Origin of the sequence: Porcipelethomonas ammoniilytica (genome assembly GCF_025567485.1) — a bacterium.
GTDB lineage: Bacteria > Bacillota > Clostridia > Oscillospirales > Ruminococcaceae > Porcipelethomonas > Porcipelethomonas ammoniilytica.
Window position 1 is genome coordinate 167,634 of sequence record NZ_JAOQKH010000002.1, and the last position, 13,379, is coordinate 181,012.

Consider the following 13,379-nt stretch of genomic DNA (forward strand, 5'->3'; position numbering starts at 1 on the left):
AAAATATAGTATAATTATAAAAATTACTAGTATAAGGGGGAATTTGTTTCATGAAAAAATTTTATTTACCAATATTGGCGCTTGCATTATCTGTTGCCCTGACAGCGTGCGGAAATACTAAAAAAGAAAGTACAATCGAAAGCAGTGATGAAAGCTCTGCTGAAACATCGGTTACATCAGAACTGTCCGAGGAAACAACAGAAATCAATACGGAGGCGTTTGCGGAACAGGCAACAGAAGCATTGTCGTATCAGACATGTACAGTCGACAATGTTTCCTTTATGGTTGACTCTAGCTGGAAGCCTTTGAATGGTCATGAGGGCACATTTGCTACGCCGGACGAAAAAAATGTTTACCAGCTTCAGGGCGTTTCAAGTTTAGGCAGTTATACTCCTGAAGAATTTTTTCAGCATCTGAAGGATATATACTCTGAAAGCAATGAGATAGTCAGGTCTGATGATACTCTTACATCATTTGTTACGTCTGATAATTTGGAATCATATATCGGCAGAATAGATATGAAAGTAAATGGTATTTTCTTTTCAATTGATGTTTTGATTGTTCCTCAGAAGAATACGGTTGTTACATTTGCCGGTCAGAGTCCCAGTGAAAATGATCTTTCGGTTGATGTACGTGATATTACAAAAACAGCGTCGTTTAATATTGCAGCAGGGGATTATATCAGCGGAAATACATTTATTGCCAAAGATGGTTCGGAGCTTTGTCTTGGATCTGACGGAGAATTTATTTATTATCAATTAGAAGAGGATCATAACATGCCTTACTGTACGGGAACATATGAGGTGTATTACGGTCAGGAGGCTTTTGATAAACTGTCGACTATGGAAGAATACGGTCTTACAAAAGAAGAGCTTGAAGAAACGCTTTCAGCAAATATGAACGGATATAAATTGGGTGGTTCTAATATATCGGATTTTATAAATCCGGACGATTATTATGAGTCAGATGATATTTATCAGATATGCAAGGACAGCTTTTATGCTGTAATACTTCATAATGAAAAGCTGGTGGATTCAGGCAGTACAAGCGATATGGGCAATGATACACTTTATATCGGTTTTTATATTTCCGAGCTTGAATATGCGGATATGCTAAATGTTATGACAGCTAACTATGCCGGATGGACATTAAAAGGGCAAACAGAATGAAATCAGCAAAAAAACCGACCTCTGCATTATGCAGAAGTCGGTTCGTCTTTTCAGACATATATAGTTTAAATAAGAGGAGGTTATCGGATTAATATCCCATTCCCATACCGCCCTGAGGCATTGCAGGAGCCGGTTCCGGTGCAGGAATATCAGCTACAAGACTTTCAGTTGTAAGAACCATAGCGGCAACTGAAGCTGCATTCTGGAGTGCGGAACGAGTTACCTTAGTAGGATCTACGATTCCGGCAGGAATCATATCAACGTATGTTTCATTGTAAGCGTCGAAACCATAGCCTGTTTTGCCTGAACGCTTAATAGTATCTATAATGACGCTGCCTTCAAGACCTGCATTGAGTGCAATCTGGCGAACAGGTTCTTCCAAAGCTCTGAGAACGATCTGAGCGCCTGTCTTTTCATCGCCTTCCAGTGAAGGAATAAGCTCTTCAACAGCAGGAATTGCATTGATAAGAGCAGTACCGCCGCCGGCAACAATACCTTCTTCAACGGCTGCCTTTGTAGCTGCAAGAGCATCTTCGATTCTCAGTTTCTTTTCTTTCATTTCGATTTCAGTTGCAGCGCCTACCTTGATAACTGCAACACCGCCTGAAAGCTTTGCAAGTCTTTCCTGAAGCTTTTCTTTATCGAAATCAGATGTTGTTGTTTCAATCTGAGCTTTGATCTGAGCAGTTCTGTTCTTGATATCGTCAGAGTTTCCGGAACCGTCAACAATAATTGTATTTTCCTTGTTAATAACAACCTGTCTTGCACGTCCAAGCTGTTCGATAGCTGTATCCTTAAGTTCAAGACCGAGTTCTTCTGAAATTACCTGACCGCCTGTAAGAATAGCAATATCCTGAAGCATTTCCTTACGTCTGTCGCCGAATCCCGGAGCCTTAACAGCTGCGCACTTGAATGTGCCTCTGAGATTGTTGAGAATAAGAGTTGTAAGAGCTTCGCCTTCGATGTCTTCAGCGATGATCACAAGCTTTTTGCCTGACTGAACAAGCTGTTCCAGAAGAGGAAGAATTTCCTGGATTGAAGCGATTTTTTTATCTGTAATAAGAATATATGGATCGTCGTAAACAGCTTCCATTTTTTCTGTATCTGTAACCATATAAGGAGAAATGTAGCCTCTGTCGAACTGCATGCCTTCAACAACTTCGCTGTAGGTTTCAGCAGTTTTGCTTTCTTCAATTGTAATTACGCCGTCAGCTGTAACCTTTTCCATAGCGTCTGCGATAAGTTTGCCTACATTTTCATCAGCTGAAGAAACTGTTGCAACTCTTGCGATATCGTCGCTGCCTTCAATTTTCTTTGAATTTGAAATAACGGTACCCACTGCTGTTTCAACAGCCTTTGCCATACCCTTTTTAACGATCATCGGGTTAGCGCCTGCTGCAATATTCTTCATGCCTTCACGGATCATTGCCTGAGCCAAAAGTGTTGCTGTTGTTGTACCGTCTCCGGCAGCGTCGTTAGTTTTTGTAGCAACTTCCTTGAGCATCTGAGCGCCCATATTTTCAAATGCGTCCTCAAGTTCAATTTCCTTGGCAATTGTTACGCCGTCGTTTGTAATGAGAGGCGCACCGAATTTTTTGTCAAGAACAACGTTTCTTCCCTTAGGACCTAATGTGATCTTTACAGTATCAGCCAGCTTGTCAATACCTGACTGAAGAGATTTTCTGGCTTCCTCGCCGTATTTGATATCCTTTGCCATGATAACATTTCTCCTTTACAATATAAATTAAAATGTGATTATTCTACTATTGCCAGAACCTCGGACTGACGGAGGATTGTGTATTCAACATCGTCAACCTTGACTTCTGTACCGGCATATTTGCTCAGTAAAACTTTGTCGCCCACTTTTAAATACATATCAACTTTTTCACCGTCAACGACTCCGCCCGGACCTACAGCAACAACCTCTGCAACCTGAGGCTTTTCCTTTGAAGCAGCCGCCAGTATAAGACCGCTCTTTGTAGTTTCTTCGGCTTCTGTCATTTTAATAACGATTCTGTCTGCCAATGGTTTGATAGTCATATTTATTCCTCCTGAAAATTTTATTAGCTTTTTTAGCACTCAAACTCTCTGAGTGCTAATTACTATTTTACCAACTTTCTCAGAAAAATCAAGGGGATTTTAAGAATATAAATGATTTTTGTATTTATAGACAATGCCAGACTAGATTTGGCATAAATTAATGTTAAAATTATACAAAGGATAACTGGAAAAATATTTTGGTTATTTTTTATAATATTATAAGTATTGACTTTTAACACATAATTTGTTAATATTAAATAAAAATATATGTATTACAAGTGAAGAGGATAACCATTTATTAGCACGTTTTTATTGAATATAGTTAAGGAAAAGGAAGAAAAAATGTCACTTGGAAAAATTCTGATAATTGATGATGATAAAAATATTTGTGATTTGTTGAGGATTTATCTTGAAAAAGAGGGGTATAGTACTATAATTTCAAATAACGGCGAAGAGGGTATGGTTAAGTTTTATGCCTTAAAACCTGATATTATCCTGCTTGACATAATGCTTCCCGGTATGGACGGCTGGCAGATTTGTCGTGAAATACGGAAAAATTATAATACGCCTATTTTGATGATTACGGCAAAATCAGAGGTTTTCGACAAGGTTCTCGGGCTGGAACTGGGTGCGGACGATTACATAGTAAAACCCTTTGACACAAAAGAAGTGCTGGCAAGGATCAAGGCTGTTTCAAGAAGAGTGGGACAGACAACTTCTTCGTCGGAATCAAGAGAATTATTTTATGATAATCTGCATATCAATCTGACAAGGTATGTATTGAAGGTGCGCGGCAAGGTGGTTGAAACTCCTCCTAAGGAGCTTGAGCTTTTGTTCTTTTTAGCCTCCAATCCCAACAGGGTATTTACAAGAGATCAGCTTCTTGACGAGGTGTGGGGATTTGAGTATTACGGCGATTCCAGAACCATAGACGTCCATATAAAGCGGCTTCGCTTAAAGCTAGAGGGAGTTTCAGACAAATGGGCGCTGAAAACAGTATGGGGAGTGGGATATAAGTTTGAATGCGATGAAGAACGCAGCTGACGTAAAGAGACAGAAAAGTATGAAAAAACAGCTTATTGTTCAGTATCTGGCTGCAATTGCAATGCTTACTTTGGGAGCAGTATTTACAGGAATTTCCATTTTTGCGTTTTCAGCGTCTTATGTAAAAAAGTCTGAATATAATGAGATAGATAAGACGGCCCGCACAATTATAAAAAATTTTGAAATATGCTTAAACTCATCTGACAGCAGAGAGACGGCAGTATCGGATATGGAGCGTTTTTTTGCTGTATATTCAGACGTGTTTGACACTAATTATTATATACTTGACAAAGACGGCGGTATTATTGTTAAATCCGAGGCGGATACGGAAAAATATAAGCCTGAAACAGTGTCAAGACTTATAAATGCGGCGGAATTTGATATTGTAAACAGCGAAGTAATAATCTACAGCAAAAAAATGCCGTCTGTTCTAAGCGATGGAGGAGTATATTTTATAGCACTGAAACCTGCCGACGAGTATTACCGTTCGGTAATCAGGATCGGAGAGGTTCTGATTATTTCAATAACTGTAGTATTTATTATTTTTTCAGTAATACTTTATCTTGTGAAACGCAGAAAGTTTAATTTACTGATGGAACTGAATGAATATGCATCGGATTTTGTTGAGACCGGAACGACCGATAAGACTCTTCCGGAGACATCTGACATGGAGCTTGCATCTATAATATCCGCAATGAATAAAATGACAGAGATAATTGCTTCAAACAATAAACACAGACTGGAATTTATGTCAAATGTTTCACATGAACTGAAAACTCCTGTAACTATAATAAACGGTTTTGTTACAGGTATTCTTGACGGAACTATTGAAAGAGACCAGCAGAGAAGATATCTGGTAAGGGTTTCGGATCAGACTAACAGAATGGTCAGATCAATTAATACCATGATGAAAATTTCCGGAATAGAATCGGGAGATATGCAGCTTAATCGGCGAATGGTGGATCTGACTGCGTTGTTTGTTGAAACTCTCTTTATGTTTGAAAAACAAATCGAGGATAAAAATGTAACCGTTGAGGGTATAGACAGTCCGAAAATAATGTTATACGGTGATAAAGATATTTTGTATCAGATAGTTTATAATTTAGTGGACAATGCAGTAAAATTTGTGAACAGCGGCGGAGTAATAAAGTTAAATACCCATAGCGATCAGCACAATATATATTTATGGTTTGGAAATACCGGCAGAGGTATTTCAGGCAGGGAGATGTCCAGGATTTTTGACAGATTTTATAAAACGGATTTTTCCAGAAGTCATGATACCTCAGGCGTAGGTCTTGGATTGTCAATTGTTAAAAAGTTTGTGGAATTTCATCATGGAAGTATAATTCTTAAAAGCAATCAGGACGAATATACGGAATTCCTGCTGACATTTCCTGTAGATAAATTTAACGTTGTCCCGGCAGCGGAATCCGAAGATAATGAAGACAGTGAGAATAAACCGATAAATGGAGAAAAAAATGAACGATAATTTTGAAAATAACGATGATCGCAGTACAGCTGCAGAAGAGTGTGAACGTTTTGATATTATTGAAAATGATATTCTCAATAATATCGGAAATCAGTCGGTATCTGATGAGAAAAAACGCCGTATTCCGGCAGCGGCGATATTTCTGGCTATGATTTTTATTGTTGTGTGCGTTCTGACCGTTTACTGTATAGTTTCGGATATAAACCGCGGAAACCTCGCAGGATTTGAACCGGAATTTCAGGGAAGAAATATTATTCTGCGGACAGAACACAAGCCTGAGACAGATAATCAACAGCTTACTGATGAAACCGGAAGATATACAGTCGAAGGACTTGTTCAGGTAGTAAGACCTCAGGTGGTGGAAATATATACATATAAAACAAAGGAAACGGATATTGTGTCGGGAAGCGGTTCGGGAATTATTATTACCGAGGATGGTTATATTGTAACTAATACTCATGTATTGGACGGCATGGAAAAATATGTAGTCAATACCTATGATAATAAATCGTATACTGCCGAAATCGTAGGGCGGGACGCTAAAACAGATATTTCGGTGATAAAGATCGACGCAGAAAATTTATCGGCGGCAGTGCTGGGAAATTCCGACGAGGTCAATCAGGGTGAAGCTGTTGTTGCAATAGGAAATCCGGCGGGATTGACGGGATCTATTACTGATGGAATAGTTTCAGGTCTGAACAGAAAAATCAAGACTGATGCAACAAGCTTTGAAATGAACTGTATTCAGACTAATGCGGCGATAAGTCCCGGAAATTCCGGCGGAGCCTTGGTTAATCTTTACGGTCAGGTAATCGGCATAACTTCGTCAAAATATGCGGCTGTTAATTCGGAGGGACTGGGGTTTGCCATTACTATCAATGAAGCAAAGCCGATAATTGAAGAATTGATCTCTCAGGGATATGTAAGCGGAAGAGTGAGAGTAGGAATTACTTTTTATTCAGCATATGCTGATTATGCAAATATTGAATTTAAAGATAAATACGGATTTGATATACCTGAAGAACTTGAGGGTAGTCTGTGGATAAGCGATATAAGCAAGGACTGTGATATTGCAAATACCGAGCTTAAAAACGGTGATTTTATTGTTTCAATAGAAGGACAGCAAATAGCTGATTACAGTGAACTGAATCAGCTGCTCAAGGGTAAAAAAGGCGGAGATAAGATAAAAGCAGAGTGTGCTAGAGTCGATAAAAGCGGAAAGATTACGTATTTTGAAATTGAATTTAAGCTAATGACCGACACGTCGGGTGACTTTTAAATTTTTTAACCGGTACAAAATCTGTGCCGGTTTTTACTTTTATGCTGTACATATTCAACATGAAGCATATATAAGACACGCATATCTGCTAAAATATAAGTTTGAAAGTATTGAAATTTTTCCGGTATTGTGATATTATTTATTTGGTAGTTTAAACGTTTTCTGACTTCGGAGGTGTATGTGGAAAAAAATAAATTTGAGTTTGAAAAGCTGTCTGAAAAAATCAGTATATGCGTAAGCCGTGAGCATGGTTTTGGTACGGACGCATTTCTGCTGGCGAATTTTTCGGAGTATAAACTAAACGATACGGCTTGTGATTTGGGAACGGGATGCGGAATTATACCTCTGATTATGCAAAGAGAAAAACCTCCGAAAATTACATATGCTTTAGATATTCAGCCGCTTGCTATAGAACAGCTTAGAATAAGTCTGGATAAAAATAAAATTGACAGTATTATTCCAATATGCGCCGATTTAAAAGTATTGTGGGACGGTGCGCCTTTGGGACAGTTCAGTCTTGTTACCTGTAATCCGCCCTATAAAGCTGCAAAGGCAGGTATAGAAAGCAATCTTGACGCTCACAAGATAGCAAGGCATGAAATTTTATGTAATATTGACGACGTATGCCGTGCGGCGGCAAAGCTGCTTAAATTCGGCGGACGGCTTTGCCTTTGCAACAGACCTGAAAGGCTCAGCGATGTAATTTCGGCTATGAAAAACAATGGAATCGAACCTAAAAGGCTTAGATTTGTAAGTAAAAATCCCGATACTGCGCCGTGGCTTTTTCTGATTGAAGGTAAAAAAGGGTCAAAGCCCTTTATGAAAGTTTTGCCGCAGCTTTACGTGTGGAACGAATCAGGATATTCGGAGGAAATGGAAAAGATATATAGTATGGGACTTGACAGAAAGGAAATCAATTAATGGGAACATTATATGTTGTGGGAACTCCGATAGGAAATATGGAGGACGTAACGTTCCGGCAGCTTGAAACCCTCAAATCAGTAGATTTTATTGCCGCAGAGGATACCAGAGTTACTTTGAAGCTGCTTAACAGATACGGCATAAAAAAAACTCTTGTAAGCTATCACAGGCACAGCGGAGAAAACTGTGCCTTAAGTATAATGGAACGTATAAAGAACGGTGAAAATGCGGCGATCGTAACCGACGCCGGAATGCCGTGTATATCCGATCCGGGTGAGGATCTTGTAAAGATTTGTGCTGAAAACGAGGTTGATGTTAAAGTTGTTCCCGGACCGAGCGCAGTAATTTCCGCTCTTGCGGTTTCAGGACTTAGTACCTCAAGATTTTCCTTTGAGGGCTTTCTATCAGTTAATAAAAAACAGAGATACGAGCATCTTGAAAATATACAAAACGATACGAGAACTTTGATTTTTTATGAAGCTCCTCATAAGCTTCGCAATACGCTGAAAGATTTTCTTAAATATTTCGGGGATAGAAAAATTTCTCTTTGCCGTGAATTGACAAAGGTATATGAAGAAATCCTGAGAATGACAGTCTCCGAGGCAATTTTCTATTATGAGTCGCACAATCCAAAAGGCGAATATGTGTTGGTAGTGGAAGGCGCTCAGGAGCGTAAAGATAACGGCAGCGTTACCCTTGAACAGGCAGTAAGAATGGCGGAAGGTCTGATTAACGAGGGTGTGAAGCCGTCTGAAGCATGCAAAAGGATAGCAAAGGATACAAATTTTTCTAAGGGCAGTCTTTATTCGGCTGTTGTAAATAAGTGAAAGGTACGCTTTTATGCGTGCCTTTTGCATTTTATCAGTAAAATTTATACTTTTTGTAATTTGACTTTAAATGCAAAATGGTTTATAATTATAAGAATAAGTAAGAGTGTATAAATCTGACTTTTATGAAAATAATAGAAATATTCTATTAAGAAAGGTCATAGGTTATGAATACACAGGATTACGATGAAAATGAAAAGGACAACGATAATAATTCAGAAAGTGAAACAGAGGAAAGACTTGATCAGGCAGAGCTGATTGAAAAAACCGGAGAAGTGGTTCCCCATAATGCCAAACACCTTATTCACTGTCTTACCGTTATCGGTCAGGTGGAGGGGCATTATGTTCTGCCGTCCCAGAATAAGACTACGAAATATGAACATATTATTCCGGCGCTTGTGGCAATTGAACAGGATCGCAGCATTGAGGGACTGGTGATAATTCTCAATACCGTAGGCGGAGACGTTGAGGCGGGTCTTGCTATTGCAGAGCTTATTGCGGGAATGAAAACTCCAACGGTTTCACTGGTTGTAGGAGGCGGTCATTCAATCGGCGTACCGCTGGCGGTAAGCGCTAAGCACTCTTTTATTGTTCCCTCGGCTACAATGACAATTCATCCTGTCAGAATGAACGGACTCGTTTTGGGAGTACCTCAGACGCTTTCGTATTTTGATAAAATGCAGGACAGAATTGTAAATTTTGTAACCTCTAACAGCAATATCAGCGAACAGGATTTCAGGAATCTGATGTTGCAGACAGGAGAACTCACGATGGATATGGGAACGGTTGTAGACGGCGAACGTGCTGTTGAACTGGGACTTATTGACAGTCTGGGCGGTTTAAGCGACGCTATTGACTGCCTGTATTCACTTATTGAAGAATCTGGTGAGAAGTATCCTGATAATGAAAAAAAGGAGGACTAAGCAATGGTGCTTCATACAATTATCAGTCCGGCAGACATTTTTTACGATTTTTCCAAGAATATGGAAAATATTAAAAAAAATGAGGAAATATGCATTACGGACCCTTTTCACTACCTTGAACAGGATGAGTATTACAAACAAAATATACAAATGCGGAAATGATTTCCGCTACATATCAGGAGGGCAAAATGAATATTTTTGAAGCGATTATGCAGGGAATTATACAGGGACTGACGGAATTTCTTCCGGTATCAAGCTCGGGACATCTATCACTTTATCAGCACTTTACAGGCAACAGCGGAGAGGGTGCACTGCTGTTTTCGGCAGTTCTTCATCTTGGTACGTTGGTTGCAGTGTTTACTGCATTCCGCAAAACGATCTGGGAGCTTATTAAAGAGCTGGGATTTATGATAAAGGATATCTTTACAGGAAAGTTCAAATGGAAGGAAATGAATCCTCCGAGACGGGCGATAATAATGATGATAATTTCGCTTCTTATGCTTATTCCTTTTTACATATTCAAGGACTTTTTCGAGGGAGTGTCCGAAGACAGTGATATTATTGTTGAGGGTATCTGCTTTTTGTATACGGCAACTATTTTATTTCTTTCCGACCGATGCGTTAAGGGAAATAAAAAATTCGGTGATATTACGGTTAAAAATGCCGTAACAGTGGGCGCTTTTCAGGGTGTAGCACTGCTTCCGGGCGTATCACGTTCCGGTTCTACAATTTCCGGCGGACTTTTCTGCGGATTTGAAAGGGAAACAGCGGTTCAGTATTCATTTATTCTGGGAATACCGGCAATTTTAGGCGGCTGTCTTTTGCAGGTTAAAGACGCTGTGGATCAGAAAGCAATGGACATAGAGCCTTTAAATTTTGCAGTTGGATTTATTGTTTCAGCAATTGTAGGAATTTGTGCGATAAAAATGGTTAACTGGCTTGTGAAATCGGATAAATTCAAGATTTTTGCGGTTTATACTTTGATTTTAGGCGTAGTAGTAATTGGAATAGGAATTTTTGAACATGCTGTTGGAATGAATCTTGTTGACTATCTGAAAAAATAATTTTAGAATACGAAAGGAAAATAACAGTGGCGGGAAGTAAAAAAAGCGGCGGCTCTTCCAAAGCAAAGTCAGGCGGTGCAAAAAAGGGCGGAAATACAAAAAAAGCTCAGACAAAACCGTCTGCCGGATCTAAAACCGAATCTCAGAAGGATCCGGTAAATCAGTTCTGGTCCGTAATATTGTTTGCGGCGGGAATTCTGGTTTTTCTTCTTACTGTAATTGAAGGAAGCAGCGGCTGGTATTTTATACATAATCTTTTCAGAGGACTTTTCGGCGTATCGGTATTTTTAGTGCCGGTCATACTTGTCTATACGGCGATTCTTATAAGCATGGAAAGATCCCAGCAAACCGTAGCCGGAAGAGCAATGTGGGGTATCGGTCTTACTTTGCTTTGCAGTTCTGTGGTACAGATAATGTTTGCAGGAGAAGCACAGGGCAGCAGCTTTACTGAAAAATGCAGATATCTTTATGAATCCGGTTCAAATCTGGAAGGCGGCGGCTTATTAAGTGCATTGATCGCATGGCCTTTGCTTAAGTTTTTTGGGAATGTAGGCGCTAAGATCATAGTTTGTGTTCTTCTGTTTATTTTCATAATGCTTCTGTCCAATCTGACGCTTTTTCAGTTTTTCGGATTCTTTTACAAACCGTTTGTCAAAATGTATCATTCGCTGCAGGAGCTTCGGGAGGAAAACCGTATACTTGACGCATATGAGGAATGGGAGTATGATGAGGAACAGGAAGCTATTTCTCTTGCAAATTCCCAAAATAATGAAAGTGATACGGTGCCGGACGATAATTTTGATTTTGACGTTCCGGTAAATGCGAATGATAATATTGATCTTCCTGATTTTGAACCGCCGAAATTGAGCAGTCAGAACGGTTCGGCAATAGACATACCTATTGATGGAGTTTTACAGTCTGAATCTGACAAGCCCGTTTTAGGAAATAATAATAACACTGAAAACGTACATGACGTTGACGATAAGCCGGCCGAGAAAAATCAAAAGCCGCTGAATGAACTGGATGCGCTTGTTGAAAAGGCGGTAGTAGGCGGAGAAAAAGAAAAGCTTCCTGAGACCTTTGCAGAAAAAGCAGCTAAAGCGGAGGAAAGTGTACAGAAAACAGAAATCAAACCCATTGAAACAAAACAATATGTACTGCCTCCGATTAATCTTCTCAGTAAAAGTGTTTCAAAGGCAAATGATCCCGCTGCTGCTACAGAACTGAAAGAAAAGGCGGATACTCTTATAAATACTCTTGAAAGCTTCGGGGTAAAGGCTAGAATTGTTGCTATCCAGAGAGGTCCGAGAGTTACCAGATATGAAATTCAGCCTGCGGCAGGAGTTAAGGTTTCAAAGATTACTAATCTGTCAGACGATATTGCCCTTAACCTTGCAGCGGCAGGAGTAAGAATAGAAGCTCCGATCCCGGGCAAGGCTGCTATCGGTATTGAAATACCGAATACTAATCAGGACGTAGTTTCTTTACGTGAAATAATTGAAAGCCGTGAATTTCGTGACGCCAAAAGCAAGCTTGCGTTTTCAGTGGGTAAGGATATCGCCGGAAATATAATTATAGGCGATGTTGCAAAAATGCCTCACATGATCATTGCCGGAACAACAGGTTCGGGTAAATCGGTATGTACAAACTCAATAATCATGAGTATACTTTACCGTGCAACTCCTGATGAGGTAAAGCTTATTCTGATAGATCCTAAGATGGTTGAATTTACAACTTATAACGGTATTCCTCATCTTCTGATACCTGTCGTTACTGATCCTCGTCAGGCGGCAGGTGCACTTAACTGGGGAGTTCAGGAAATGCTAAGAAGATATAAGCTTTTTGCGGATAATAATGTAAGGGACTTAGGCGGATACAATGAACTGGCAGCACGTAAGGGATATGACAAGCTGCCGCAGATCGTTATTGCAATAGACGAATTTTCAGACCTTATGATGGCGGCTTCAAAGGAAGTAGAAGACTCTGTATGCCGTCTTGCACAGATGGCGAGAGCGGCGGGAATGCACCTTATAATTGCAACCCAAAGACCTACTACAGACGTTATCACAGGTCTTATCAAGGCTAATATCCCAAGCCGTATTGCGCTGTCGGTTCAGTCGCAGGTTGACTCAAGAACCATTCTGGACACTCAGGGCGCTGAAAAGCTTCTGGGCTATGGCGATATGCTTTATTACCCAAACGGTATGCAGAAACCGCTTAGAGTTCAGGGCTGTTTTTGCTCTACCAAGGAAGTTGAAACGATAGTCGACTTTATCAAGAAAGAGTCCGTATCTGAATATAATGAGGAAATTATTGAAGCGGTTGAACAGAATATGCCGGCAGAAAAGGGCGATCGTACTGCGGAGGCTTCCGAACCTATTGGAAATGGAGACGATGTTCTTATTGAAAAAGCAATTGACGTTGTTGTGGAAATGGGACAGGCTTCTACTTCTTCACTTCAGAGAAAGCTGAAGCTCGGATACGCAAGAGCTGCAAGAATAATCGACGAACTGGAAAGTATGGGCGTTGTTGGTCCTTATGAAGGGGCGAAACCAAGAAAGGTTATAATGTCAAAACAGCAGTGGGCAGAACGCCGTGCAAGAAAAAGTATGCAGGAATAAGG

The 13,379-nt window shown here is 39.9% G+C and carries 11 protein-coding genes; 9 read left to right on the forward strand and 2 right to left on the reverse strand.

The window, feature by feature from the left end; genetic code table 11:
• The first annotated feature begins 50 nt into the window (after positions 1–50).
• A complete protein-coding gene (locus OCV67_RS02380; protein ID WP_147642261.1) occupies positions 51–1,169 on the forward strand; it encodes a hypothetical protein in 1,119 nt (372 codons plus the stop codon).
• Positions 1,170–1,257: 88 nt separating this feature from the next.
• Here OCV67_RS02380 and groL read toward each other — a convergent pair whose 3' ends face one another.
• Together groL and OCV67_RS02390 are read right to left on the reverse strand one after the other, a co-directional pair.
• Positions 1,258–2,886, reverse strand: a complete 1,629-nt coding sequence (groL, locus tag OCV67_RS02385) for a chaperonin GroEL (RefSeq protein ID WP_147642262.1) — start codon at positions 2,884–2,886, stop codon at positions 1,258–1,260.
• A gap of 38 nt (positions 2,887–2,924) precedes the next feature.
• Positions 2,925–3,209 (reverse strand): co-chaperone GroES, encoded by a 285-nt coding sequence (locus tag OCV67_RS02390; RefSeq protein ID WP_147642263.1) that lies wholly within the window; start codon positions 3,207–3,209, stop codon positions 2,925–2,927.
• A 342-nt stretch (positions 3,210–3,551) separates the two neighbouring features.
• On the opposite strand from OCV67_RS02390, the gene OCV67_RS02395 reads away from it, so the two are divergent.
• From OCV67_RS02395 to OCV67_RS02430, 8 genes are all read left to right on the forward strand, one after another.
• Entirely contained in the window at positions 3,552–4,253 is a 702-nt protein-coding gene (locus OCV67_RS02395) for a response regulator transcription factor (RefSeq protein ID WP_147642264.1), read from the forward strand.
• A gap of 19 nt (positions 4,254–4,272) precedes the next feature.
• Positions 4,273–5,742: a sensor histidine kinase gene (locus tag OCV67_RS02400; protein WP_178084963.1), complete on the forward strand. Its 1,470-nt coding sequence runs from the start codon at positions 4,273–4,275 to the stop codon at positions 5,740–5,742.
• Positions 5,732–7,021: a S1C family serine protease gene (locus tag OCV67_RS02405; protein WP_178084964.1), complete on the forward strand. Its 1,290-nt coding sequence runs from the start codon at positions 5,732–5,734 to the stop codon at positions 7,019–7,021. Before OCV67_RS02400 ends, OCV67_RS02405 begins: the two co-directional genes overlap by 11 nt.
• Before the next feature lie 180 nt (positions 7,022–7,201).
• Complete coding sequence (locus tag OCV67_RS02410; RefSeq protein WP_147642267.1) at positions 7,202–7,942, forward strand: tRNA1(Val) (adenine(37)-N6)-methyltransferase; 741 nt, start codon at positions 7,202–7,204, stop codon at positions 7,940–7,942.
• A complete protein-coding gene (rsmI, locus tag OCV67_RS02415) occupies positions 7,942–8,769 on the forward strand; it encodes a 16S rRNA (cytidine(1402)-2'-O)-methyltransferase (protein WP_147642268.1) in 828 nt (275 codons plus the stop codon). The genes OCV67_RS02410 and rsmI overlap by 1 nt, the downstream gene beginning before the upstream one ends.
• Positions 8,770–8,936: 167 nt before the next feature.
• Positions 8,937–9,692, forward strand: a complete 756-nt coding sequence (locus OCV67_RS02420) for a ClpP family protease (RefSeq protein WP_147642269.1) — start codon at positions 8,937–8,939, stop codon at positions 9,690–9,692.
• 188 nt (positions 9,693–9,880) lie between these two features.
• Positions 9,881–10,756, forward strand: coding sequence for an undecaprenyl-diphosphate phosphatase (locus tag OCV67_RS02425; protein WP_147642270.1), 876 nt, complete (start codon positions 9,881–9,883; stop codon positions 10,754–10,756).
• A gap of 26 nt (positions 10,757–10,782) precedes the next feature.
• The gene (locus OCV67_RS02430; protein WP_262644199.1) at positions 10,783–13,377 is read left to right on the forward strand and encodes an FtsK/SpoIIIE family DNA translocase; all 2,595 of its coding nucleotides are present in this window, start codon (positions 10,783–10,785) and stop codon (positions 13,375–13,377) included.
• Positions 13,378–13,379 lie beyond the last annotated feature (2 nt).

Excerpts from the sequence above, each read along its gene's own strand:
- rsmI (WP_147642268.1), top strand. The coding sequence starts at position 7,942 with ATGGGAACATTATATGTTGTGGGAACTCCGATAGGAAATATGGAGGAC.
- OCV67_RS02390 (WP_147642263.1), bottom strand. The coding sequence starts at position 3,209 with ATGACTATCAAACCATTGGCAGACAGAATCGTTATTAAAATGACAGAA.
- OCV67_RS02420 (WP_147642269.1), top strand. The coding sequence starts at position 8,937 with ATGAATACACAGGATTACGATGAAAATGAAAAGGACAACGATAATAAT.
- OCV67_RS02380 (WP_147642261.1), top strand. The coding sequence starts at position 51 with ATGAAAAAATTTTATTTACCAATATTGGCGCTTGCATTATCTGTTGCC.
- OCV67_RS02405 (WP_178084964.1), top strand. The coding sequence starts at position 5,732 with ATGAACGATAATTTTGAAAATAACGATGATCGCAGTACAGCTGCAGAA.
- OCV67_RS02425 (WP_147642270.1), top strand. The coding sequence starts at position 9,881 with ATGAATATTTTTGAAGCGATTATGCAGGGAATTATACAGGGACTGACG.
- OCV67_RS02400 (WP_178084963.1), top strand. The coding sequence starts at position 4,273 with ATGAAAAAACAGCTTATTGTTCAGTATCTGGCTGCAATTGCAATGCTT.
- OCV67_RS02395 (WP_147642264.1), top strand. The coding sequence starts at position 3,552 with ATGTCACTTGGAAAAATTCTGATAATTGATGATGATAAAAATATTTGT.
- groL (WP_147642262.1), bottom strand. The coding sequence starts at position 2,886 with ATGGCAAAGGATATCAAATACGGCGAGGAAGCCAGAAAATCTCTTCAG.